Raw genomic sequence first — 21808 nt, 5'->3', positions numbered from 1 at the left:
CGTCACTTGATGATCGCTGATGTCTGGAAGATCCGGCCCCACGCCGCAAGGGCCGCGATGTCACCACCGGCGAGTTCGAGCGTCCGCCACAGCGTGACCGCAACCGAGTCCAGCACGGCGATGCCCAACTCCCGTTCGAGCGAGGCCGCCAGCGCGGCGCCGTCGAGATTGGTGCAGAGAATGACGACGGCATCGGCGCCGTCCGCCGCGACCGCGCGGATCATGTCGGCGATCGTCGCGGGCGTGACCTCACCGAAGGAAAAGTTATCGCGCAGGCCGAGATGCCGCTCGGCGCGAGGGGCGATCCCCTCCTCGGCCCAGACATCGCCGATCCGCCGTTGCACGTCGTCCGTATAGGGTGAGACCAGGCCGACGCGTCCGGCGCCGAGCGCGCGGACGGCGTCGATGCAGGCGAGCGTGGAGGTCGTCGCCGGGATTCCGGTCCGCGCCGCGATCGCCTCGCACAGGCTCCGGTCGTGGCCGATACCGAGCCAGCTTGCCGACGTGCCGTTCCAGGCAATGGCATCGACCTTGGCGTCCGCCAGCAGATCCGCCGCCGGCAGCATCACCGAGGCATCGAACTGGTTCAGCGCCGCGGCATCGAGCGCGATCTCGGTAACGCGGAAGCGCGAGAAATGAGCGGTGACGCCGGCCACGCCATGCAGCATGGAACAGGTGACGGGCTCCAGCACCGAGTTGGACGACGGGGTCATCATGCCGAGGCGCTTGCGCTGAATTGACATCGATCACGATCGCCCGATTGAGAGAGCGCACCGCTGCGCCCCCTCGGACGATCATCCGCGCCTGCTATCGCCCGCGCAACCCGCAATTTGCATGGCGCATATGATTTGTTCGATACTCAGCTCAAGCCGCGAAGGTCGACCGCAAGCGCCGCCAGCCGATCACGATGCCGGTGACGGAAAATGCCAGCCCGAGCAAGCAGAGCCCGACGACCAGGATATCGCGCAGACGCGGATGCGCCATGAGAACGGGAAAATCGAGCGTGTGAAGCGCGCTATAGAACCAGCGATAGGCGCGCCGCGAGGCATCCAGTCTTTGCAGCACGCGGCCGTCGGCACCGTCGATGTCGAACCAGAGGTCGCCGCATCGGGAGCGATAAACCGGGGCTCTCGGGACAACGGAGTACGCGGGATAATCGTCATTGTCGGCAAGAACGGACGGGGCGCCACAGCCCGGCGCAAGGCGCGTCGTCAGGTCATGGACATCCTTCTCGCCGAGGAATGCCACCTGCCGGCTGCGGATCGCCTCCCCCGTTTTGGTCAAGGTCTGACTGGCGAGGCCAGTCCGGTCGCGCCGGTAGACAACACCGTTGACGTCGAACCATTCGACTTCGCGAGCCGATGGCTGACCGACCGGTGGGGGCGTCGTCCAGTCCGGCGCGGCATACACCACGCCTGCTTCGGTCGGGGTCAGCTCCCCGCGCGAGAACAGCCGGCCGTGATCCATCGAGAGCCAGCCACTGAAACTCCAGGTCAGTACGAAAACGGTCGCGACGAGACCAATGATGTGATGCAGTGCGTGCCAGCCGCGATAAGGCGACGAGACCCGACGCCCTCGAATCCTGATCCTGGTAATTCCGAGCACCGCGCCGAGCGTCGCGGCGATAAAAGCCACCAGCGACAATGTCGAGACCACCTGATCCCAAAGGGACCAGTTGCTCCTCAGGACCGTCGGATAGATCCAGTGCAGGACGCTGCCGGCCCAATTCCAGCCGCGCTCGCCGCGGGTCGTATCCAGCACGACTTCGCCGGTGCGCGAGGAGACATAGACCTCGGTTCCGGCCGCATCGCCAAGAGCGACGCGCAACAGAGGCCGGTGTCGATCAAAGCCGTTGGGTACGCTCCATTGATCATAATCCGCGCCCGAAATCATCGCCGCCCGCGCGGCATCGAGCCCGCGTTGCCGGGCATGATCCCGCGCGATACCGACCGCGACGTCGGCGGACGTCACCGATGCATCCCGTCCGTCGGAGGCATGGACCGCGCGCACACGCGACGGGTCCGACACGACATAGACCGGCCCGTCGCTCCGCTGGACCAAGCGAACGCGCGTGGCGTCCGCGACCCCGCTCGCGGCGACGGCATCCGCGACCGCAATCCTCACCTCTCCGCCAGCCACCGGCGCGAGCCCGGAAAAACGTTCCGCTTCCGTCAATGACGGAAACGGGACGAAGTGCATCACGATTCCGCTCGCGAACCACATCGCGAACAGCAGGCAGAACGCGATCCCGAGCCAGCGATGCAGCAGGACAATCGCGTTCATCATGTGATCAGCGCCCTACCATTTGAACGCGGCCGAGAGCTCATAGGTCCTGGGCGCACCGAGCAGGATCTGGTCGGGATAGAACGGATCGCCCCAGATCGCGTAGCGCTTGTCGGTGATGTTGCGCACGCGGAAGCCCAGACGGGCCTGGTCGACCGCGTTGAACACCGTCTTCGGGATGTCGACGAAGGCGTAGACGTCGGCGACGGTGTAGGCCTTCATCGTCACGACGTTGGCATCGGTGTTGTAGCGGTCGCCGACATAGCGGCCCGTGATGCCGAGCTCCACCGGCCAGGGCGTGAAGAACCGGTACGACGCACCGGCATTGGCCACGACACGCGGCACGTTCGGCGGCGTGTTGCCGGAGAACGAACCACCGGCAAAATTGTAGTCGGCATAGCGTGCATCGACATAGGCGATGTTGCCCCAGAGCCGCAGGGGATCGATCGGGCGTACGGCCGCGGCGAGCTCGACGCCCTTCGACTCCTGCTGGCCTGCGATGTTGAGCTGCATGCCGCCGGCCGCTGCATAGACGTTCTTGCGCTCGATATCGTAGGCCGAGAACGACCATTCCGCCCTGTTGTTCCACAACAGATGCTTGACGCCCGTCTCATAGGTGCGCGAGGTCGTCAGGTCGAGCGGCTGGGCAGGCCCAAGCAGGAAGATGTTGTTGGCGGAGACGTCGGCGCCGGTGGCGTACTGGCTGAAGAAGGTCACGCCGGGAACGGCGTCCCAGGTGTAGCCGATGCGCCCCGTCACTGGTGCCCAGGACTTCGAGAACGGGAAGTTCGCCTTTTCCAGCCCGGCGGAGTCGGTCGAGTTGCGGTCAAGCCCGATATGCTCGACGCGCAGGCCGCCGACCAGCGCGAAGGTTCGCGTGAGCTTCAGCCGGTCCTCGAACGACAGCGCCTCGTTGTCGATGCGCGCGGTCTGCTGCTGCGTCGTGAGCAGGCCGTAAAGGCCACGTTCGGGATTGATGAGCGAGACGTAATCGTCCGGGAAGTTGGCCGCGCCTGGCCTGACGAAATCGAGATAGCTGGACGAAAGTGTCGTGACCAGGCGGTTGTCGAAGCCCACGATATTAGCGTCCCAAATCAGGTCGGTAATGTTGCCGACAAGGCGTTGGCTATGTGCAACATAGAAGCGCTCGCGATCGACCATGTTCGAGTTGGGCAGGCCCGTACTGGCATTGAAAGCCTCGATCTCGTTGTTGAACCAGGTACGCTCCGCGCCATAGGCATAGGCTTGGCTCTTCAGCGTCAGGTCAGGCGCCAGCTTCAGTTCGAAGCCGCCGCGCAGCCACACCTCTTGTGCCACGTTGCGGTTGTCGAGAACGTTGTAATTGGTGTTGAAGGTACGATCGTCGATCGTGATCGCACCGAGATTCGTTTTGTTGAAGTTCGAGACGTAATTGCCCGAAACAATGCCGCTCGTCGCATGCGAGCCGCTGAAGGCGATCGGTACCAGCGGTGCGCCCCAATAGGCCTTCGAGCGATCTTCCCGGTACTCGATCGCGCCCCAGATCTTGAGGCTGTCGGAGATGCGGTAATTGAGCTGGCCAGACACATCCAACGTCTTGGTATTGGTGTCGTCGGCAAAGCCATTGAGCGAGGCGCGGCTGATGTCGAAGCGGTAGTCGAGCCCCTGCAAATTGGTGCTGCCGCCCGAGCCGTAATGGACGCCGAACGAGTTGAGCGAATCCCAGGAAAAGTCAGCTTCATTCCGGATCGGCCCGGTGTGTGGCTGCTTCGTGATCAAGTTGATTGCGCCACCGGCGGCACCTTCGCCCGACATCAGCGAGGCCGGACCTTTCAAAAATTCCACGGCTGCGAGATTGGCCGTATCCGTGATCCGCGAGGTCATGTTCTGCGGACCGATCTTGATGCCGTTGTAGAGCATGTTGATCTGGCTGTTGGTGAAGCCACGCATGGAGAAAGCCGCGGGCTCGGCCGGATTGTCGCCCGAGGTGACACCGACCGCGCCCTGCGCAACCTCCGACACGGTGCGATAGCCCTGCTCCCGCATGGTCGCGGCCGAGATGACTTCGACGGTCGCGGGTGTCTCCTGCACGGTCAGGCCGAGGCGCGAGGCGCTCTCGGCAACCACATTGGTGTTGAGCGGCGTCTGCGCCGCCGCGGTCGGCACGACGGGCTTGGCCGCGGCCGATGCGGCCGCTGGCCTGCGCGATGCTGCGCGGCGTGGGCTCTGCGCGTCCCGGGCCGCCGGCTTTGCCGGTTTGCGGGATTGGGCGGGCGACACCTCGACCGGCGGCAGCGGTTCACGAGCCTGCTGCGCCATGGCGGCAGGCAGATCGAGGGCGGCAAAGGATGTGAGCGCGGCGGAAGCGAGCAGGAAGCAACGCGGTCGTACAAGACGAATGGAAGACACAGTTCGGGACCTCGGTATGACGTCAGTGGCACGTCACAGCGAACCAGGTCCCACCTTCGGCCTTTGAGCCTTCCGATGAAGCCGAATGTCTGTACTCCCCGACCGACATCTTCGCGTGTGACCACGGCTGACGGCAGGTCTCCTGGCTCGCGGGTCAGTACCTTGCATCGCCTTCCCGGGACCGAGATACCCAGTGGCTCGTGACGCAAGATTCGCCGCTTACAGTTGCGGGGGCAGCCGCGGCATTGGGGACAAAATCCCCGCACCGCATTCCCTTTTCATCCCCACTCGGGGAAACCGTCAAAGCCATCTAGGATTACCGACAAGACAGAGTCAATGTGCCGGTGCGACGTTATTACCACGGTGACCAACTTCCTTGGAGATAGGCATGGAAGGCGAGACCTTCCTCTGGCTGATACGGCATGCGCCCGTCGACGGCGTCAAAGGGACGATCCATGCGGCCGACGCGCCCGCCGATCTCGGCGATCGCGTGCAACTGGAGGCGTTGCGGCGGAGGCTCCCGCCAGATGCTGCGAGCTTTGCGAGCCCGGCGCGACGTACGGTTGAGACGGCGCGCGCGCTGGGACTCGAACCCGCGTTGGTGCCCGAATTTGGCGAGCAGGATTTTGGCGACTGGACCGGCCGGCGGCATGACGAACTCGCCGCGACCGGCGGCGAGGCCTATGCGCAGTTCTGGAGCGATCCGGCGCACGGTCGGCCGCCGGGCGGCGAAAGTTTTGAGGATCAGGTCGCGCGCGTCCGGCTGGGTCTCGCGCAAATCGGCGCCGGCTCGGCAACGCTCGTCGTTCACTCCGGCACCATCCGCGCCGCGCTCTGCATTGCGCTGGATCTGACACCACAAGCGGCCCTGCGCTTCGTGATCGATCCGTTGTCACTGACCCGGATCGACCGGCTCGCCACCGGCTGGCGCGTCGTCGCGGTCAATCAGCGCGCGGCTTGAGCTGGATCAGGCCGGGCGATCCGGCACGTTGGCCTGCGCGAAGGTCGCCATGCCGTTGTGAAGGCTGCACGCGAGCCGCACCAGCGGCAGCGCGATGGCCGCCCCCGATCCTTCGCCGAGCCTGAGATCGAGGCTGATCAACGGCTGCACGTTCAGCGCGCGCAGCACCAGCCGATGTCCCTGCTCCGCCGATTGATGCGACGGCAGCAGGAATGGCTGGCACGACGGGTTCAGCCGCACCGCCGCCAGCGCCGCCACGGATACGATGAAGCCATCGATCAACACGGGAATGCGGGCTTGCGCAGCCGCAATGATGGCGCCGCAGATCGCCGCGATTTCGAGGCCGCCGACGGCGCACAGAATCTTTTCCGGCGAAGCACCTGCAACGCCGTGACGCGCGATCGCAGCGTCGATCACGCGCGCCTTGTGCGCGCGGCCGGCCGCGTCGACGCCCGTACCGCTGCCCGCGATCTCCTCGGCGCTGATGCCGAGCAGGCTCGCCGCAATCGCGGCCGACGTCGTGGTATTGCCGATGCCCATCTCGCCGAAGATCAGGAGATCGGGCCTGCCGGCTGCCGCGCGCGCGACTGCGCGCTGGCCGGCTTCAAAGGCGAATGCCAGCTCCGTGGGAGTGAGCGCGGCCTCCACGCTGAAATCGCGCGTGCCGCTGCGCGGCTTGTCGGTGACGATTCCTGCCATCGCCTCCTGTGCCAGCGTACCGGCGTCGACGACCTCAAGGTTTGAGCCAAGCTCACGCGCCAGCACCGAGATCGCGGCACCGCCCGAGGCAAAATTCGCCATCATCGCGATGGTCACTCCTTGCGGATAGGCCGACACGCCCTGCGCGACGATGCCGTGATCGCCGGCGAAGACGATGATCGGCACTCGCGCGGCGCGCGGCTGCTCGGTCGCCTGCAGGCCCGCAAGCTCGACCGCAAGCTGCTCCAGCCGGCCGAGCGCGCCGGCCGGTTTTGTGAGTTGCGCCTGACGCGCGAGCGCCGCCTCGCGGTGGACAGCGGAGACATCGGGGCATTTCCGGGTGACCCAATCGGGGAGCATGCTGCCTCGCTTACGGCCTGCGCTTGAGAATGTAGCTGTCCATGATCCAGCCTTGCCGCTCGCGCGCATCCTGTCGTGCGGCGACGATGCGCGGGCCGATTTCGGCCAGAACGCCCGACATGACGATCTGATCGGGCATGCCGAGATAGGCGCCCCACCAGATGTGCAGCCCGGCCGGATCGAGCGACTGGAAGGCGGTGGCGCCGTCAAGCATCACCACCACGGTGTCGACGCCCTGCGGCCAGCCGCCCTCGCGCAAGCGGCGCCCCGTCGTGACGAGGAAGGGCTCGCCGATGTCGTTGAGCGGCAGCTCATGCGCCGCGCACAGCGCCTGGATCGAAGTGATGCCGGGCACGACGTCGATATCAGGCAAGGGATCGAGCCGCCGCGCAATGCGCAGCGAGGAATCGTACAGCGAAGGATCGCCCCAGATCAGCAGCGCGACCTTGCCTTCACCTTCGAGATGGCTGGCGATCGTCCGCGACCAGGCCGCGGCCACGGCGTCGTGCCAATCGTCCACGCCCTTGTGATAGTCCGCTTCACCGGCATCGCGCACGGGAAGGTCGAACTCGGCAATGCGCGTCGTTTGATTGGTGAGTACATCCGCGCAGATCGTCCGCCTGAGATCGGCGAGATCGGACTTCGCCGCCCCCTTGCGCGGGATCAGGATGAGATCGGCCGCGTTGATGGCTTGAACGGCGGCGCGCGTGAGCTGCTCGGGATCGCCGCAACCGATGCCTATCAGGGAGAGTGTCAGCATCGTGAGTGCGAAGGGCGGCCATCACGGCCGCCCGTTCGCTTGTCTCTCAAGCCGCGTTATGCAAACGCGGGGTAACGAGGCCGGGCGCGGTGACGCCGCGCAGCGACTTCGCCAGCGCCAGCACACCGAGGTCGGCCAGCGGCTCGATCACGATGACGAGCGCGTAGGAGGCCGCGAAGGTCGCGATGTTGACGAGGTTGGTCGCACCGAAGCCCGAGCCATAGAGCGCCCAGAACGCGACCCAGGCGATGACGCCGGCCTGATACGTGGTCGACAGCGCCAGCGCCTGGCGATACCTGAGATCGACATAGGCGGTGTTGCGGGCAATGATCCGCGCGGCGATCGCCTGGATCCCGAACAGCGGCACCAGCAGCGTGGTGACGTTCATGCCGAATTGCGGCAGATCGGGCGGCTCGAAGAAGATGCCCTGGAACAACAGTCCGAACGCGAGGCCGAAGGCCGCGGGCGCTGCCCCAAACAGCAGGAACAGGGTCGAGCCAAGGATGAAGTGCACCTCGGAGACGCCGACCGGGAAGTGCGGCAGGATCTCGAAGAAGACGAACACGAGGCCCGTGGTGGCGAGCGTCCGCGCCGCGAACGACGTGATGCCCTGCTCGCGCACGGTCTCGACCGCGAGCTTCAGCGCAACGCCGCCGACGGCGATGCCGGTTGCGTAACTCAACACGAGCTTGGCGCCCGATACGACTCCGGGTTCGATATGCATGGTTCAGTTCCTTCCTGCCGTCACACCCGACGGCCTTGGCCACAAAACATGCACGGCCGGTCTCCTGGCTCGCGGTTCACTGGGGTTCTCCGGCCTTCCCGAGCCTCGCGGCCCAGTGGCGGTTCGGAGCCCCTCACCGCTTACAGTCGCGGGGGCGGCTGGGGTTTTGGGCGGCGCAATTGTCCGCCCACCCCCATTCCCGATTATGCTCCGGCGGTTTGCGCCGCCTCGAGCACCATGCGTCTCCTGTGTGCCCCTTTCGCCAGCCGGGCGTCAAGGGGCGAAGGGCGGCCGGGACGGTCATGACGGATAATCGCCCGCCAGCGCGCCAAACAGGATCACGGCGGCCGTCGAGGCTGCGCCGCCCCGCGCAAGCTGTTCGGCCAGCTCGGCAATGGTGGTGCGGACCAGCCGCTCGTCGGGACGACCGAGGGATTCGGCGAACAGCGCCGGGGTATCAGGCGCGAGGCCGTGCTCGATCAATTTTGCGACAAGCGCCGGAAAGGTGCGCCGGCCCATATAGACCACGGTGGTCGCTTCGGGATCCGCCAGCGCCGCCCAGTTCAAATTCTGCGGCAGCTCGCCGGTGACATCGGCCCCGGTCACGAACTGCACCCGGCGCGAGGTGTGGCGCCGGGTCAGGGGAATGCCGGCTTGCGCGGCGGCGACACAGGCCGAGGTGATTCCGGGAATGATCTCGTAGCCGATGCCGGCTTCGCGCAGCGCCTCCAGCTCCTCCTCGAGCCGGCCAAAGATACCGGCATCGCCCGATTTCAGCCGCACCACACGGACGCCAGCCGCGGCGTAGTCGACCAGCAGGCGGTTGACGTGGTGCTGCTTGGTCGAGGGCCGCCCTGCCCGCTTCCCCACCGCGACGAGATTGGCGCCGGGCCGGGCCAGATCGAGAATCGCCCCGGAGGCGAGATCGTCATAGAGCACGACGTCGGCATCGCGCAGCCGCGCGGCGCCTTTGAGCGTGAGGAGCTCGGGGTCGCCGGGGCCGGCCGAGATGAAAGTGACAAAACCGCTCACCGATCCTCCGCGATCAGATGGAAGAACGTGCCGGTGGCATGACCGCGGCGCGAGCCGGTCTCGGCGATGATCGCGCCTGTTGCATCGTGCACGACCGCCAACGGCGTGTCCGGCTGCGCGACAATCGTCGAATAGTGGAACTCATGACCGCGCAGGCGCGCGCCAACCTGATGGCCCGGCATCGGCGCGGCGAGCGCAGCGAGACGATAGCCGAGATGCATGCGGCGCTTGGCAAAGCTCGTCTCCAGTCCGAGCAGGCCCGTCATCTCATGACGAATGCCGTCGGCGTCGGTCAGAGCGGTTCCCAGCACCATATAGCCTCCGCATTCGCCGTGCACCGGCCGTGTGTCAGCGAAGGCGCGCAAGCCGCTGCGAAAGCGGGCATTGGCCGCGATCTTCCCCGCGTGCAGCTCGGGATAGCCGCCGGGCAGCCAGCAGACGTCGGCGCTCGCGTCGGGCGCTTCATCGGCAAGCGGCGAGAATGTCGAGATCTCGGCGCCGGCCGCGCGCCAGGCCTCCAGCATGTGCGGATAGATGAAGGAGAACGCGGCATCGCGGGCCAACGCAATGTGCTGCCCGGGCGGCGTCACATTGATGCCGTTTGCCGCCGGTTGCGGCGACCAGCTTGCTGCCGATCGCAGCACCGCATCGAGATCGACGTGTTCGGCGACGAAGCGCGCGGCTTCGTCGATCAGCTTGCCGATCTCGGCTTGCTCTTCGGCCTGCACCAGGCCGAGATGCCGTTTCGGCAGGCTGATCTCGGCATGGCGCGGCAGCGCGCCGAACACGGCGATGCCGGCGTCGTTCAGTGCACGCCGCACGAGATCTTCATGCCGCGGGCTGGCGACGCGATTGAGCACCACGCCGGCAAGCCGCACGCCGGCACGATAGTCGCGAAGGCCTGCGGCGATCGCCGCAGCCGTCTGCGCCTGTCCGGAGGGATCGATCACCAGCAGCACCGGCCAGCCCAGCATCTCCGCAATGTCGGCGGTGGCGCCGGTGCCAGAGACGCCGCGCGCGGCGACGCCGTCGAACAGACCCATCGAGCCCTCCGCGAGCACGACATCGGCATCAGTGCCGCGACCGACGAGATGAGCAATCGTCCCGCGATCCATCGCCCAGCTATCGACGTTGACGGAAGCGCGACCCGTCGCAGCGGCATGGAAGGCGGGATCGATATAGTCGGGTCCGCTCTTGAAGCACTGCACGTTCAATCCGCGATTGCGCCAGGCGCGCGCGAGCGCCAGCGTCAGCGTGGTCTTGCCGACGCCGGAGGCCGGCGCGGAGATGACGAGCCCTGCCGGCATCACGATGCCTCCGGAAAGCGCGGATCGGCGCCGACCGGCCGATAGCGCCGATCGTAATCGGCGGCATAGAGACGGCTCTCGTCAAAGTCCGCAGCGCCCAGCGTCTTGCCAACCAAAATGAGTGCGGTGCGCTCCATCTCGGTGCCGACGGCGGCATCGAGCGTCGCCAGCGTGGCGCGAACGATGCGCTGGTCCGGCCAGCTCGCGCGCCAGACGATCGCGACGGGGCAATCCGCGCCGTAATGCGGCGTCAGCTCGGCGATGACGTTGTCGAGCAGATGGATCGACAGATGGATCGCGAGCACCGCACCGGTGGCGGCAAACGCTGCGAGCTTTTCGCCCTCAGGCATTGCGCTGGCGCGGCCCGGCGTGCGCGTCAGCACGACTGACTGGGCAAGACCGGGCAGCGTCAACTCGGTCTCCAGCGCGGCGGCAGCGGCCGAGAAGGACGGCACGCCCGGCGTGACCGTGTAGGGAATACCGAGCGCGCGCAGGCGGCGGAGCTGCTCGCCCATCGCCGACCAGATCGAGAGATCGCCGGAATGCAGGCGGGCAACATCCTTGCCGGCGGCATGCGCGGCGGCGATCTCCGCGATGATCTCGTCAAGCGACAGCGGCGCGGTGTTGACGATCCGCGCGCCGGGCGGGCAATGCGCCAGCACGCCCTCGGGCACCAGCGAGCCCGCATAGAGGCAGACCGGACAGGCCGCAATGAGGTCGCGTCCGCGCAACGTCAGCAAATCCGGAGCGCCCGGTCCTGCACCGATGAAGTGCACCGTCATGCGCCGTCTCCCTCTGCGATCGCGGCGGTCGCGGTGCGATCCCGCGAGACCGCCCGCGTCGCAATCAATCGCGCGCGAGGGCCAGCCGCAACGAGCGCCGCGGCTTCAGCGACCGAGCCCGTGCCGAACTTTTCCCCGACGAGTTTTGACTGCGTCGGCGTCTCGATGCCGGCCAGCATGTCCGCAGGAACCGGCTTGATCGGCACGCCGCATTCGCGCGCGAGCTGTTTGAGCGGCTCCGCGTCGGCCTTGTCGCTGACGGTCGCGACCGCTGCGAGGCCTTCGAAACCACCGGCCGCCAGCAGCGCCTCGCGCAGCGAAGCCAGCGTGACATCCTTCTTGAATCCGAGTCCGGCGACTTTCATCGAACCACACTCCATTGCACCACGGGCCGCGACGCTTCCCAGGACCTGTAGCGGCCGAGCGGGCCGGCATGTGCGATCTCAACCCGCATCAATTCGCCGCCGTGGCGCTGGTGCAGTTCGCCGAGCAGCGCCTCCGTCTCCAGCGTCACCGCATGCGCGACGAGCCGCGCACCCGGCACAAGCCGTGACCAGATGGCATCGAACATTGCGATATCGAGACCGCCACCGATGAAGACGGCATCCGGCGCTTCCAACGCAGCAAAAGCTTTCGGCGCACTCCCCGTGATGACGGTGATCCGATGCGCCAATCCGAACGCCGCAGCATTGCCGCGGATATTCGCGGCACGATCCTCGCGCGCCTCGATGGCGGCCGCCGTCCCGCCGCACAGCGCCCATTCCACAGAGATCGAGCCAGAACCCGCGCCGATATCCCACAGCCGCTCGCCGGGACGCGGCGCCAGTGCCGAGAGCGCCAGCGCGCGCACCGGCCGCTTGGTGATCTGGCCGTCGTGAGCGAAGAGATCGTCGGACAGGCCGGAGCTGCGGGGAATGCCTTGCCCGCCCCTCGCCTCGACGGCCACTGCGACCAGGTTCTCGGCGAGATCGCCCGCAAAGCTGTCGGCACGATGCTCGGCGATGCTTTCGCGCGCCCCGCCTAGCGCGGCGAGAGTCCAGAACGCCGAGGCGCCCCACCCGCGCTCGCTCAGCCATTTGGCGAGCTCACCGGCCGCCTTGCCGTCGCGCACGAGGCAAATGATGCGCGTACCGGGCGCCAAATGCGGCACGAGACGCTCGAACGGCGCGGCATGAAGCCCGAGACAGGCGATGGCTTCGAGGCGCCAGCCGAGCCGCGCGGCCGCGAGCGAGAAGGTCGATGGCGCCGAATGCGCGATCCACTCGTTGGCATCGAGCTTCTCGGCGAGACTTGCACCGGCACCGTGCCAGAACGGATCGCCGGAGGCGAGCACCACCGTCGGCCGGCCGCGGCAGCTCAGCACGATGTCTGCGTCGAACGGCACCGGCCAAGGGCGACCGCGCCCCTCCACATCAGCAAGCGCGAGATGACGCTCGCCACCAAAAACAGTTTCTGCCTTCGCGAGCGCCTTTCGGCTTGCCTCGGACAGCCCGGCAAGGCCATCTTCGCCGATACCGATGATGGTCAACCAGGGATCAGCCATGACGCGCGCCCTCATTCTGGGCGGAACCGCCGATGCGAGTTTGCTCGCCGCGGAAATCGCACGCGCGGGCATCGACGCCGTGTATTCCTATGGCGGCCGAACCCGCGCGCCCGCCGATCAGCCGCTGCCGACCCGCATCGGTGGCTTCGGCGGCGTGAGCGGGCTTGCCGACTATATTCGCCGTGAGCGCATCACGCATGTGATCGACGCCACGCATCCCTTCGCTGCCGAGATGAGCCGCCACGCGGTCCAGGCGTGCGCGCAAACGGGCACGCCGCTGATCGCGCTCGAGCGCGCGCCTTGGACGAGGGCGCCCGGCGACACCTGGATCGAAGTCGCCGACGTCACCGCCGCAGCCGCCGCGCTGCCCGAGTCGCCCGCAAACGTGTTCCTCGCCATCGGCCGGCAGCACATCGCGCCATTCGCGAGCAAGCCACAGCACACCTACACGCTGCGGTTCGTCGATCCACCCGAAGCACCGCTGCTCTTCGCTGCGGACGTGATCGTCTCGCGCGGGCCGTTCACGTTCGACGGCGAGCTCGACATGATGCGCGCGCGCGGCATCGCGTGGATCGTCGCCCGCAATTCCGGCGGCGATGGCGCACGCGCCAAGATCGATGCGGCCCGCATGCTCGGCCTGCCCGTGATCATGATCGCGCGGCCAAAACTGCCCGAACGGCTGCGGGTTGAGAGCGTGGCCGAGATCATGCAGTGGCTCGGTCATCGCGCCTGCCTCGGGGCGTAGACCCAGCGGCCGATGCGGCGCGTCTGCGAGTTGCCGACGATCACAAGCGTGCGCATGTCGGCCATCTCAGGCGTCGCTTCGTTCAGCGTGACGGTCTCGATCCTTTCATCAGCGGCGCTGATCGCGCGCGCGAAGATCACGAGGCGCTCGCCGCAGCCGGCGTCCTTCAACACCGCAAGCGCGCGGCCAAAACCCTCCGGCCGGCTTGCCGAGCGCGGATTGTACATCGCAATGGCAAAATCGGCTTCTGCGGCCAGCCGCAGGCGCTTCTCGATCACCGCCCACGGCTTGAGATTGTCGGAGAGATTGATCGCGCAGAAGTCATGGCCGAGCGGCGCGCCGGCGCGCGCAGCCGCCGCCAGCATCGCGGTGATACCGGGTAAAACGCGAATGGAAAGCTCGCGCCATTGCGGCGCCTGTTCGAGCGCCTCGAACACGGCCGACGCCATCGCGAAGACGCCGGGGTCGCCGGAGGAGACGACGACGACCTGCCCGCCTTCGGCCGCGAGCCGCAGGGCCTCGCCCGCGCGCTGCAGCTCTTCGCGATTGTCGGAGGGGTGCAAGGTGAGCCCTGCCCGCGGCGGCACGCGCGCAACATAGGGCGCATAGCCCAGAATGTCGGTGGCGGCAGCAAGGGCGGCGGAGACCTCGGGCGTCACGAGCGCATCGCTGCCCGGCCCGAGGCCCGCGATGGTCAGCGTGCCCGTCATTCGGCGGCGTCCAGATGCCGGCCCTTGCCGTGCACGAGCACGATCGCGAAGTAAGGACAGTCGGCGGCATCGATCTCGGCGAGCCGCACCACGCGCTCGCCCGGCATGGTACCGCGCTCAACCAGCCAGGCATCGTCCAGCCGACCCGCGGAAGCCAGCGCGCGACGCACCTTTAAAAGATTGCGGCCGGTCTTCATGACGACAAGCGCATCGGAATCGCGCATGCGCCGTTCGAGCTCGTCTTCGGGAAGCGTACCCATCAGCACCGTCGTCACGTCGTCGCCAAGCGCGATCGGCCGGCCGACGCCGTTCCAGCAGCCGACCATGCCGGGAATCCCCGCGATCACCTCGATCTCGACACGGCCTTGCAGGCGCGTGTGCAGATGCATGAAGGAGCCGTAAAAGTAAGGATCGCCCTCGCAGAGCACGACGACGTCCACCGCACGTGCCAGCCGCGCCAGCCGCTCGGCCCATTCGTCGTAGAAGCCGGCGAGCAGCTGCACATATTCCGGGCTATCGAAAGCGAGCTCCGTCGTAACAGGATATTCCATTGCGTATTCGGTAACGTCGGAGGCCAACATGCCTTCGACGATCCGCCGAGCCTGTCCGGGCCGGCCCTTCTTGCGGAAATAGGCGACATGCTCCGCAGCCCGCACCGTCCGGTCGGCGCGCACGCTCATCATATCAGGATCGCCGGGGCCGAGACCGCAGCAGATGATGCGTCCCATGGCTATTCGCTCCGGCTCGCCAGTGCATTCACGGCGGCGACCGTGATCGCGGAGCCGCCGAGGCGCCCCTCGACCGTCAGCGCCGGCACCGGCGGATCGGCCATCAGCGCGGCCTTGGATTCGGCCGCGCCGACGAAGCCGACGGGGCAACCTATGATCGCCGCAGGCCGCGGGCAGCCCGGGTCCTCGAGCATGTTGAGGAGATGAAACAGCGCGGTCGGCGCGTTACCGATCGCAACGATTGCGCCGTCGAGATGCGGCCGCCACAACTCCAGCGCCGCTGCGGACCGCGTGTTGCGCATGGACTGCGCGAGCGCGGGAACGGCTTCGTCGCCGAGCGTGCAGATCACGGCGTTGGCCGCCGGCAGTCTCGCGCGCGTAATTCCTTCCGAGACCATGCGCGCGTCGCACAGGATCGGGGCGCCCTTCTGCAAGGCCGCGCGCGCGGCAGTCGCCATGCCTGATGTGAAGCGGATGTGGGCTTCAAGGCCCACCATGCCGGCGGCGTGGATCATCCGCACCACCACCTGCTCCTCGTCAGGCGAAAAGCGCGCAAGGTCCGCTTCAGCCCGGATGGTAGCAAAAGACTGCCGATAGATCGCCGCACCGTCGGTCTCGTAGGTGTGCGGCATCAGTGGCCTCCGACCAGGATGGAGGGATCGCTGACGATGTCGGCACCATTCAGGCCGCGCAGAACCGGCTCGTCGCGGGTCGAGCCGTCGCGGACGAGATCGAATCCGGCGCTGGTCGCAACCAGCGTCACCGCGGACGCGCCGGAACGCGCGCAGCCCTTGGCGCAGCCGGAGACGTGAAGGCGCGTATCGAGGGCGATGCGCGGCGCAAGGGCGGAAGCGAGTGCGCGGGTATCGGCATGCGCCTCGCGGCAACGCGGCGCGCCGCTACAAGCAATCACGCGCAACGCCGGATCGTAAGGCTCGGTGATGAGGCCTGCCCCGCTCGGCATCTCGCGCTTGCCCTCGCTCAGCACCATCCGCCATGGCGTCATGCGCAGCGCATGTCCGCAGCCGGAAAATTGATGGAGCGTCGTGTGCAGCATCTGCCCGAACGCGACGCCGACCAGGGCGCCATGCGGATAATGCCCGGGTCGTGACGCGGCCATGACCGGAGCAGGCTCGGTTTCGCCGCTCAACGACTGAGGCAATTCCGCGCCGGCCGCGATATGGGCTGCCATGCGCCCTCGCCCGCCCTTCGCACCGCCGGACGAGATGAACCAGTTCGCGAGCGCGAGCGCCGTGCTCACGGCCTCCCCGCGTGCGACCGAGCGGCCGAGCCTTGCGCCATCGGCCCGCACCACGAGCCGGCCGTCGCGATCGCGTTCGATGCGCACGTCGGCGGAATCGCCGGCGAGTACGCGCGACTTTCCATCGTCGATGGCGAAGCCGAACTTTGTGGGAAGATCGAGCGCGCTGTCGGCGAGCGCTTCCTCAAGCTCCGCGGCGAGCGCCTGTGTCTCATCACCGCTGTTCCAGAACGGCGTCACCAAAATGTTGCGTCGGGCTTCGATGTCGGAATCGGGGTCGAGCAGCCGCAGCAACGCGAGTCCATCGAGCAGCCGGCGATGGCCTTGCTCGCTGACGCCTCTGATCTGGAGGTTGGCGCGGCTCGTCACATCGATGAGACCATTGCCGTAGCGTTCGGCGAGCTCGGCAAGGCCGGCGACTTGCGCGGCTTCAAGCCTTCCGCCGAACGGGCGCACGCGAACCACGAGCCCGTCGCCCGATTGCATCGGGCGCAACGCGCCGGGACACCAGCCCTTGATCGCGGCCGCACTCATGAAGCCTCCTTCAGCGCAGCCGCGATCGAATTGCGGCGCGTTCGCCAGAGCGAAGCCTCATGCAGGCGCGTGAAGCAGGTCTCCATCGCGGCGAGCGCAGCCGGATTTTCGCGGGCCATGAAGGTGCGGACGTCGGCGTCGCCGAGCGTCGCGTCATAGTAGAGATCGAACAGATGCGGTGGCACGGCGCCGGCCAGATGCGCGAAGGCGGCCATGTGCTCCAGCGTCGCGGTGATCTCGGCAGCGCCACGAAAACCGTGCCGCATCATGCCGGCGATCCAGGCCGGATTGGCCGCGCGTGCACGGACGACACGGGAGATTTCCTCGGTCAGCGTCCGCGCGTGCGGCTGCTCGGGCCGCGTCGTATCGAGGTGATAGAGCGATGGTCCTGCCGCACCGAGATGCGCTGCAGCCGCCGCGATGCCGGCTTCATGCGCGGCATAGTCGGCGGCAAGCAGAAGATCGGTTTCCGGCAAGTCCTGGACGTGCACGAAAGCATCGGCGGATGCGAGCCGCGTCTCGATGCCGGCACGATCCGGCTGCATCGCACCGTCCGCCGAGAACGCCCAGGACGACGCCGACAGCCAGGCTTCGCCGGCGGCATCACGCGTCTCGGCCGTGAAGGCATCCGGGATCGCCGAGAGGCCGACGCCGTATTGACCGGGGCGCGGCGCGAACACGCGCGAGGCGCGGTGGCGATAGGGATTCTCGTCGCCCTCCTCCTCGCGCGACGCGAGCGCCTCGGCGGCGGCCTCGAACAATTGCGCGAGGCCGGAGAAGACATCGCGGAACAGGCCCGACACGCGCAGCGTAACATCGATGCGGGGGCGCCCGAGCTCGGCCGGCGCGATGATGTCGTAGCCGGTGACGCGGCCTGAGGCGTGGTCCCAGTGCGGCGCAAGGCCGGCGAGATGCAGCGCCATGGCAAACTCCTCGCCGGCGGTCCGCATCGTCGCAGAGCCCCAGAGATCGATCACGAGGCCTTTCGGCCAGTCTCCGTGATCCTGCAAATGGCGACGCAGCAGCTCTTCCGCGAGCCTGATGCCTTGCGCATGCGCCGACGGCGTCGGCACCGCGCGCGGATCGACGGCAAAGAGATTGCGTCCGGTCGGCAGAACGTCCTGGCGCCCGCGATACGGCGAGCCCGACGGCCCCGGCGCAACGCGCTGCCCCGCGAGCGCGGTACGCAACGCATCGCGCTCCGCATCGGCGCAGGCGCCGCGGCCGAACACGTGCAAGCCGTCGCCGAACTGGCTCTCCTTGAGATCGCAGACGAAGCGATCGATCCGCGGGATCGCTTCCGCCGGTGCAGCCGATGCATCGAGACCGAGATCGTCCTCGAGGCCCGCCGCACGCGCTTCGTCGCGAATCGCGGCGATCAGACGCTGACGTCTGGCGGGGTCGAGGCCATCGGCGGTCGAATATTCGTCCAGCAGACGTTCGAGCCGGCGCAGGCCGTCCGGCACCGCAGATTGTTCCAGCGGCGGCGGCAGATGGCCGATGGTGACGGCACCCAAGCGCCGCTTGGCCTGCGCGGCCTCGCCGGGATCGTTGACGATGAAGGGATAGATGACCGGCAGATCGCCGATCAGGGCTTCCGGCCAGCAGTGTGAGGACAGCGCGACGGATTTCCCGGGCAGCCATTCCAGCGTACCATGGGCGCCCATGTGCACAACGGCATCGATGGTCTGCCCGCGGAGCCAGAGATAGAACGCGACATAGGCATGGCGCGGCGTGCGGGCGAGATCGTGATAGTCGGCATCGCGCGTGGTCGCATCGCCGCGCTCGGGCTGAACCGCGATGATCGATTGGCCGCATCGGATCCCAGCGAAATGGAACGCGCCGTCGCGGCAGCTCGGATCGGTCTCCGGCGCGCCCCAGGCCTGCGCGAGATCATCCTGCAAGGCTTGCGGCAGGCGCGAGAGCGCCGCGCGGTAGTCGGCGACGCTCCAGGTCAAGTTCTGCTTGAGCAGCGTCTCGCCGAGCGCCTGGACCGGCGCAACATCGAAGCCGGCCTCGGTCAGGTCAGACAGCAATGCCTCGACCGACGCCAGCGCATCAAGACCAACCGCATGCGCGATCTGATGTGGGCGGCCCGGATAGTTCGAGAGCACGAGCGCCACCCGCTTCCCGGCGGCTGGCGTCTCGGCGAGGCGTCGCCAGGCTGCAACGCGCGCAGCGACGGCCTTGACGCGCTCCTCATCGGGCCGGTGCGCCAGATGCGAAAATTGCAGATCGGGATCACGCTCCGCCGCCGATTTGAAACTCACCACGCCTGCGAACAGGCGGCCGTCGACCTCCGGCAGCACCACATGCATCGCGAGATCGCCGGGCGACAGGCCGCGCAGCGATTCCGCCCAGTCCTCGCGCCGTGCCGATGAGAGCGCGACCTGGAAGACGGGACATGATGCAGCATCGAACGGTGTCGTGCCGTCGTCGCCCATCGCCGAGAACGCCGTCGCGTTGACGATCGCGGCCGGAGGACTCGCCGCGAAATACGTCCGCAGCCAGTCCGCAACGCCCGAAGCCTTCAGCGAGGTGACGAACACGCCGTACGCGTCAAAGCCGCGCTCGCGCAGCGCCGCGATCAGGGCGTCGACCGGCCCGGTATCCGCGGCGGTGAGATAGGAACGATAGAAGGTCACGAGCGCGAGCGGCTTTCCCTCGCCTGCCATCGGCGCAGCAATGACGCCACGCGCGGGATCGTAAAAGCCCATCTCAGGCAGGTTCATCTCGCCGACGACCGGGCCCGCGTAAAGGCCCGAGGCCAGCGCGAGCTGCGCGATCGCGGCCTGGGCTGCAACGGGACCGCCGGTGTCGCAGAGCACCTTGAGCCGGCGCAGCGTCGAAACCGGCAGGGTCGAGTAGGCATCGAGCCGCGTGTCGTCGCGGCCGTCGGCCGGCAACACGGCCAGCACGATGTTGCGGTCCTTCGCCAGCTGCTGCAGGGCCGCGAGCCCGTACGGCCAGTAGGATTCACCGCCGATCAGGCGCACCAGGATGCCGCGTGCCTGCGACAGCGTGCGCTCGATATAGGTGTCGACCGACAACGGATGCCGCAGCTCCGCGAGATTGGCGAGCCGCAGCGACGGCAGGTTGTTGCGGCCGCGCCGCCAGCCGGCCGCGAACGCGGCAAGGTCGGAATCCGAGTACGAGAGCACCACGAGATCGGCCGGGTCCTGGCCGATGTCCCTTGGCGTCGCGGTCTCCTCGAGACCGCGACTCTCGCGGAAGACGACGTGCATCAGATACCAGATCCTGAAAGCCCAAGTCCGACCTTGATCGCGGCCTCGTCGATATCGCCGTGCTCGCCGATCACGACGAGCTTCGACTGCCTGAGAGCTGCGCCCCAGGGCTTGTCGAACTGGTGGCGCACGCGCTCGCCGACCGCTTGCAGCAACAGGCGCATCGGCTTGCCCGCGACCGCGATATAGCCCTTGACGCGCAGCACGTTCTGCTCGCGCGAAAGACGCTGCACCGACGCGACCAGCGCGTCGATGTCGCTGATTTCAGGAAGATCGATCACGACGGAGGCGAAATCGTCGTGCTCGTGATCCTCCTCGCCGTCGTGATGCGAGGGGCGCGCGGCGAGATCGTTCTCTGCGGCGGCGCCGAGGCCGAGAATGACACGCGCATCGATCACGCCATCGGTGACGGATAGCATCGGCACGCGGCGCGGCATCTCGGCGGTGATGGCGGCTTTGGCCGCTTCGATCCCTGCAGCGCCCGCAAGATCGGCCTTGGTCAGCAGCACGATATCGGCGCAGGCGATCTGGTCCTCGAACACTTCCGACAGCGGCGTCTCGTGATCGAGATTTCCATCCGCCGCGCGCTGCGCTTCCACCGCAGCCGGGTCCGGCGCAAAACGACCGGCGGCGACAGCCTCGGCATCGGCGAGTGCGATCACGCCGTCGACCGTGATGCGCGAGCGGATCTCCGGCCAGTCGAACGCCTTCAGCAGCGGCTTCGGCAGCGCCAGGCCCGAGGTCTCGATCAGGATGTGATCGGGCCTCACCGGCCGCGCCAAGAGCTTTTCCATGGTCGGGATGAAATCGTCCGCAACGGTGCAGCAAATGCAGCCATTGGCGAGCTCGACGATGTTCTCTTCCGGACAATTGGCATCGGCGCAGGATTTCAGGATCTCGCCGTCGACGCCCTCGCTGCCGAACTCGTTGACGAGCACGGCGAGCTTCTTGCCGTCGGGGTTTGCGAGCAGATGCTGGATCAGCGTCGTCTTGCCGGAGCCGAGAAAACCCGTGACCACCGTCACAGGGACTTTTGCGAGCGAGTTCATTCGGCGGCCTCCGGCAACACGGCAATGGGGGGAATGCGGGCAAGCGATTGCTTGCGGAAGATTTCGGGACGGCTGCGCCAGGGCACGAGGCCGTCGGGCGCGGCGGCATAGGCCGCAGCACCCGCGACCACGTCGCTCGCATGGGCCTCTGAGAGACGGCCATAGACATAGGACCAGCGGCCGGGCGCGCTGAGCGCAACCGAGCAACCCTGGCTGCATGCCGACAGGCATTCAACGGGAACCACATTGACGCCATCCGGCACGCCGGCGTCGAGGATCGCGCCATGCAGGCGCTTGCCGGGCGTCGTCTCACCCTCGTCGAGCGTCTGGCCGGCACGGCAGGTAATACAGACGTGAAGTGTGACGGTCATCGCCTCTTCCAGGATAAACAGCGGGAGGCGAAGAGGCACACGGACCATTCCCCCGAAGGTCCGTTTCCCCGTCGCGGAACACCCCGTCCGCCGGTCCAAAACTCGTCCGCGCTGGCAGGTCTCCCGGCTTGCGGAGCAGGGCTTTTGGCCCTTCGATCCCCGCCTTCCCGATCCCCTGGGGGATCAGTGGCTTCGGGCATCTCTCCGGTCACGGTCGCGGGGGCGGCTGCAGTTTGGAGCCGAATCTTGTCGATTCGGACCCTATCGCATTCCCTCTTCGCCTGTCATAGGACAGGAACCAACGCCGGGCCACCATTTGCCCCCGG

Annotated in this window: 20 protein-coding genes and 3 riboswitches; of the genes, 2 read left to right on the top strand and 18 right to left on the bottom strand. The window is 67.3% G+C overall.

Translation table 11 applies throughout. The annotated features are described in order from the left end of the window. Positions 1-2: 2 nt before the first annotated feature. From ABIA90_RS01900 to ABIA90_RS01890, 3 genes are all read right to left on the bottom strand, one after another. Complete coding sequence (locus ABIA90_RS01900; RefSeq protein WP_354117086.1) at positions 3-743, bottom strand: maleate cis-trans isomerase family protein; 741 nt, start codon at positions 741-743, stop codon at positions 3-5. Positions 744-864: 121 nt separating this feature from the next. Continuing rightward, a complete protein-coding gene (locus ABIA90_RS01895) occupies positions 865-2286 on the bottom strand; it encodes a PepSY domain-containing protein (protein WP_354117085.1) in 1422 nt (473 codons plus the stop codon). Positions 2287-2298: 12 nt separating this feature from the next. Then, positions 2299-4671, bottom strand: coding sequence for a TonB-dependent receptor (locus tag ABIA90_RS01890; RefSeq protein ID WP_354117084.1), 2373 nt, complete (start codon positions 4669-4671; stop codon positions 2299-2301). Between the two features lie 115 nt (positions 4672-4786). Further along, positions 4787-4988, bottom strand: a riboswitch (cobalamin riboswitch). Positions 4989-5059: 71 nt separating this feature from the next. Between ABIA90_RS01890 and ABIA90_RS01885 the strand changes: the two genes are divergently transcribed. After that, on the top strand, positions 5060-5632 hold the full coding sequence (locus ABIA90_RS01885) for a histidine phosphatase family protein (RefSeq protein WP_354117083.1): 573 nt from the start codon (positions 5060-5062) through the stop codon (positions 5630-5632). Between the two features lie 6 nt (positions 5633-5638). Here ABIA90_RS01885 and cobT read toward each other — a convergent pair whose 3' ends face one another. The 8 genes from cobT to cbiE form a co-directional block, all read right to left on the bottom strand. After that, positions 5639-6691 carry a nicotinate-nucleotide--dimethylbenzimidazole phosphoribosyltransferase gene (cobT, locus tag ABIA90_RS01880; protein WP_354117082.1) on the bottom strand — a complete coding sequence of 351 codons (1053 nt, stop codon included), beginning with the start codon at positions 6689-6691 and terminating at the stop codon, positions 5639-5641. Positions 6692-6701: 10 nt separating this feature from the next. Beyond that, positions 6702-7451 (bottom strand): precorrin-6A synthase (deacetylating), encoded by a 750-nt coding sequence (gene cobF / locus ABIA90_RS01875; protein WP_354117081.1) that lies wholly within the window; start codon positions 7449-7451, stop codon positions 6702-6704. 46 nt (positions 7452-7497) lie between these two features. Further along, positions 7498-8175, bottom strand: coding sequence for an energy-coupling factor ABC transporter permease (locus ABIA90_RS01870; protein ID WP_063984424.1), 678 nt, complete (start codon positions 8173-8175; stop codon positions 7498-7500). 37 nt (positions 8176-8212) lie between these two features. Beyond that, positions 8213-8430, bottom strand: a riboswitch (cobalamin riboswitch). A 45-nt stretch (positions 8431-8475) separates the two neighbouring features. Then, positions 8476-9207 carry a uroporphyrinogen-III C-methyltransferase gene (cobA, locus tag ABIA90_RS01865; protein WP_063984425.1) on the bottom strand — a complete coding sequence of 244 codons (732 nt, stop codon included), beginning with the start codon at positions 9205-9207 and terminating at the stop codon, positions 8476-8478. Beyond that, positions 9204-10514, bottom strand: a complete 1311-nt coding sequence (locus tag ABIA90_RS01860; protein ID WP_354117080.1) for a cobyrinic acid a,c-diamide synthase CobB — start codon at positions 10512-10514, stop codon at positions 9204-9206. The genes cobA and ABIA90_RS01860 overlap by 4 nt, the downstream gene beginning before the upstream one ends. Continuing rightward, positions 10514-11296 carry a precorrin-4 C(11)-methyltransferase gene (gene cobM, locus ABIA90_RS01855; RefSeq protein ID WP_354117079.1) on the bottom strand — a complete coding sequence of 261 codons (783 nt, stop codon included), beginning with the start codon at positions 11294-11296 and terminating at the stop codon, positions 10514-10516. The genes ABIA90_RS01860 and cobM overlap by 1 nt, the downstream gene beginning before the upstream one ends. Continuing rightward, positions 11293-11661 carry a cobalamin biosynthesis protein gene (locus ABIA90_RS01850; RefSeq protein ID WP_354117078.1) on the bottom strand — a complete coding sequence of 123 codons (369 nt, stop codon included), beginning with the start codon at positions 11659-11661 and terminating at the stop codon, positions 11293-11295. Before ABIA90_RS01850 ends, cobM begins: the two co-directional genes overlap by 4 nt. Then, positions 11658-12839, bottom strand: a complete 1182-nt coding sequence (gene cbiE, locus ABIA90_RS01845; protein WP_354117077.1) for a precorrin-6y C5,15-methyltransferase (decarboxylating) subunit CbiE — start codon at positions 12837-12839, stop codon at positions 11658-11660. The genes ABIA90_RS01850 and cbiE overlap by 4 nt, the downstream gene beginning before the upstream one ends. Between cbiE and ABIA90_RS01840 the strand changes: the two genes are divergently transcribed. Continuing rightward, positions 12838-13584: a cobalt-precorrin-6A reductase gene (locus tag ABIA90_RS01840; RefSeq protein ID WP_354117076.1), complete on the top strand. Its 747-nt coding sequence runs from the start codon at positions 12838-12840 to the stop codon at positions 13582-13584. The two genes, cbiE and ABIA90_RS01840, sit on opposite strands and share 2 nt — an antisense overlap. On the opposite strand, the gene cobJ is transcribed toward ABIA90_RS01840, so the two are convergent. From cobJ to ABIA90_RS01805, 7 genes are read right to left on the bottom strand one after another with little or no spacing between them, the layout of a single operon-like run. After that, positions 13560-14294: a precorrin-3B C(17)-methyltransferase gene (cobJ, locus tag ABIA90_RS01835; protein WP_354117075.1), complete on the bottom strand. Its 735-nt coding sequence runs from the start codon at positions 14292-14294 to the stop codon at positions 13560-13562. The genes ABIA90_RS01840 and cobJ overlap by 25 nt on opposite strands. Next, entirely contained in the window at positions 14291-15022 is a 732-nt protein-coding gene (locus tag ABIA90_RS01830; RefSeq protein WP_071915457.1) for a precorrin-2 C(20)-methyltransferase, read from the bottom strand. Before ABIA90_RS01830 ends, cobJ begins: the two co-directional genes overlap by 4 nt. 2 nt (positions 15023-15024) lie before the next feature. Next, positions 15025-15654, bottom strand: a complete 630-nt coding sequence (locus tag ABIA90_RS01825) for a precorrin-8X methylmutase (RefSeq protein WP_071915458.1) — start codon at positions 15652-15654, stop codon at positions 15025-15027. After that, positions 15654-16817: a precorrin-3B synthase gene (gene cobG / locus ABIA90_RS01820; RefSeq protein ID WP_354117074.1), complete on the bottom strand. Its 1164-nt coding sequence runs from the start codon at positions 16815-16817 to the stop codon at positions 15654-15656. The genes ABIA90_RS01825 and cobG overlap by 1 nt, the downstream gene beginning before the upstream one ends. Continuing rightward, a complete protein-coding gene (gene cobN, locus ABIA90_RS01815) occupies positions 16814-20062 on the bottom strand; it encodes a cobaltochelatase subunit CobN (RefSeq protein ID WP_354117073.1) in 3249 nt (1082 codons plus the stop codon). Before cobN ends, cobG begins: the two co-directional genes overlap by 4 nt. Next, positions 20062-21111, bottom strand: a complete 1050-nt coding sequence (gene cobW / locus ABIA90_RS01810) for a cobalamin biosynthesis protein CobW (protein WP_354117072.1) — start codon at positions 21109-21111, stop codon at positions 20062-20064. Before cobW ends, cobN begins: the two co-directional genes overlap by 1 nt. Further along, positions 21108-21482 carry a DUF1636 family protein gene (locus ABIA90_RS01805; RefSeq protein ID WP_354117071.1) on the bottom strand — a complete coding sequence of 125 codons (375 nt, stop codon included), beginning with the start codon at positions 21480-21482 and terminating at the stop codon, positions 21108-21110. The genes cobW and ABIA90_RS01805 overlap by 4 nt, the downstream gene beginning before the upstream one ends. 96 nt (positions 21483-21578) lie before the next feature. Next, a riboswitch (cobalamin riboswitch) is annotated at positions 21579-21800 on the bottom strand. Positions 21801-21808: the final 8 nt, after the last annotated feature.

The organism is Bradyrhizobium sp. LA6.8 (assembly GCF_040547935.1).
Classification (GTDB): domain Bacteria; phylum Pseudomonadota; class Alphaproteobacteria; order Rhizobiales; family Xanthobacteraceae; genus Bradyrhizobium; species Bradyrhizobium barranii.
This window is presented reverse-complemented; position numbering and strand designations above follow the sequence as displayed.

Bases quoted from the DNA above. Each gene is read 5' to 3' on its own strand.
- ABIA90_RS01900 (WP_354117086.1), bottom strand. From the start codon at position 743: ATGTCAATTCAGCGCAAGCGCCTCGGCATGATGACCCCGTCGTCCAAC.
- ABIA90_RS01895 (WP_354117085.1), bottom strand. From the start codon at position 2,286: ATGATGAACGCGATTGTCCTGCTGCATCGCTGGCTCGGGATCGCGTTC.
- ABIA90_RS01885 (WP_354117083.1), top strand. From the start codon at position 5,060: ATGGAAGGCGAGACCTTCCTCTGGCTGATACGGCATGCGCCCGTCGAC.
- cobT (WP_354117082.1), bottom strand. From the start codon at position 6,691: ATGCTCCCCGATTGGGTCACCCGGAAATGCCCCGATGTCTCCGCTGTC.
- cobF (WP_354117081.1), bottom strand. From the start codon at position 7,451: ATGCTGACACTCTCCCTGATAGGCATCGGTTGCGGCGATCCCGAGCAG.
- ABIA90_RS01870 (WP_063984424.1), bottom strand. From the start codon at position 8,175: ATGCATATCGAACCCGGAGTCGTATCGGGCGCCAAGCTCGTGTTGAGT.
- ABIA90_RS01860 (WP_354117080.1), bottom strand. From the start codon at position 10,514: ATGCCGGCAGGGCTCGTCATCTCCGCGCCGGCCTCCGGCGTCGGCAAG.
- cobM (WP_354117079.1), bottom strand. From the start codon at position 11,296: ATGACGGTGCACTTCATCGGTGCAGGACCGGGCGCTCCGGATTTGCTG.
- ABIA90_RS01850 (WP_354117078.1), bottom strand. From the start codon at position 11,661: ATGAAAGTCGCCGGACTCGGATTCAAGAAGGATGTCACGCTGGCTTCG.
- ABIA90_RS01840 (WP_354117076.1), top strand. From the start codon at position 12,838: ATGACGCGCGCCCTCATTCTGGGCGGAACCGCCGATGCGAGTTTGCTC.
- cbiE (WP_354117077.1), bottom strand. From the start codon at position 12,839: ATGGCTGATCCCTGGTTGACCATCATCGGTATCGGCGAAGATGGCCTT.
- cobJ (WP_354117075.1), bottom strand. From the start codon at position 14,294: ATGACGGGCACGCTGACCATCGCGGGCCTCGGGCCGGGCAGCGATGCG.
- ABIA90_RS01830 (WP_071915457.1), bottom strand. From the start codon at position 15,022: ATGGGACGCATCATCTGCTGCGGTCTCGGCCCCGGCGATCCTGATATG.
- ABIA90_RS01825 (WP_071915458.1), bottom strand. From the start codon at position 15,654: ATGCCGCACACCTACGAGACCGACGGTGCGGCGATCTATCGGCAGTCT.
- cobG (WP_354117074.1), bottom strand. From the start codon at position 16,817: ATGAGTGCGGCCGCGATCAAGGGCTGGTGTCCCGGCGCGTTGCGCCCG.
- cobN (WP_354117073.1), bottom strand. From the start codon at position 20,062: ATGCACGTCGTCTTCCGCGAGAGTCGCGGTCTCGAGGAGACCGCGACG.
- cobW (WP_354117072.1), bottom strand. From the start codon at position 21,111: ATGAACTCGCTCGCAAAAGTCCCTGTGACGGTGGTCACGGGTTTTCTC.
- ABIA90_RS01805 (WP_354117071.1), bottom strand. From the start codon at position 21,482: ATGACCGTCACACTTCACGTCTGTATTACCTGCCGTGCCGGCCAGACG.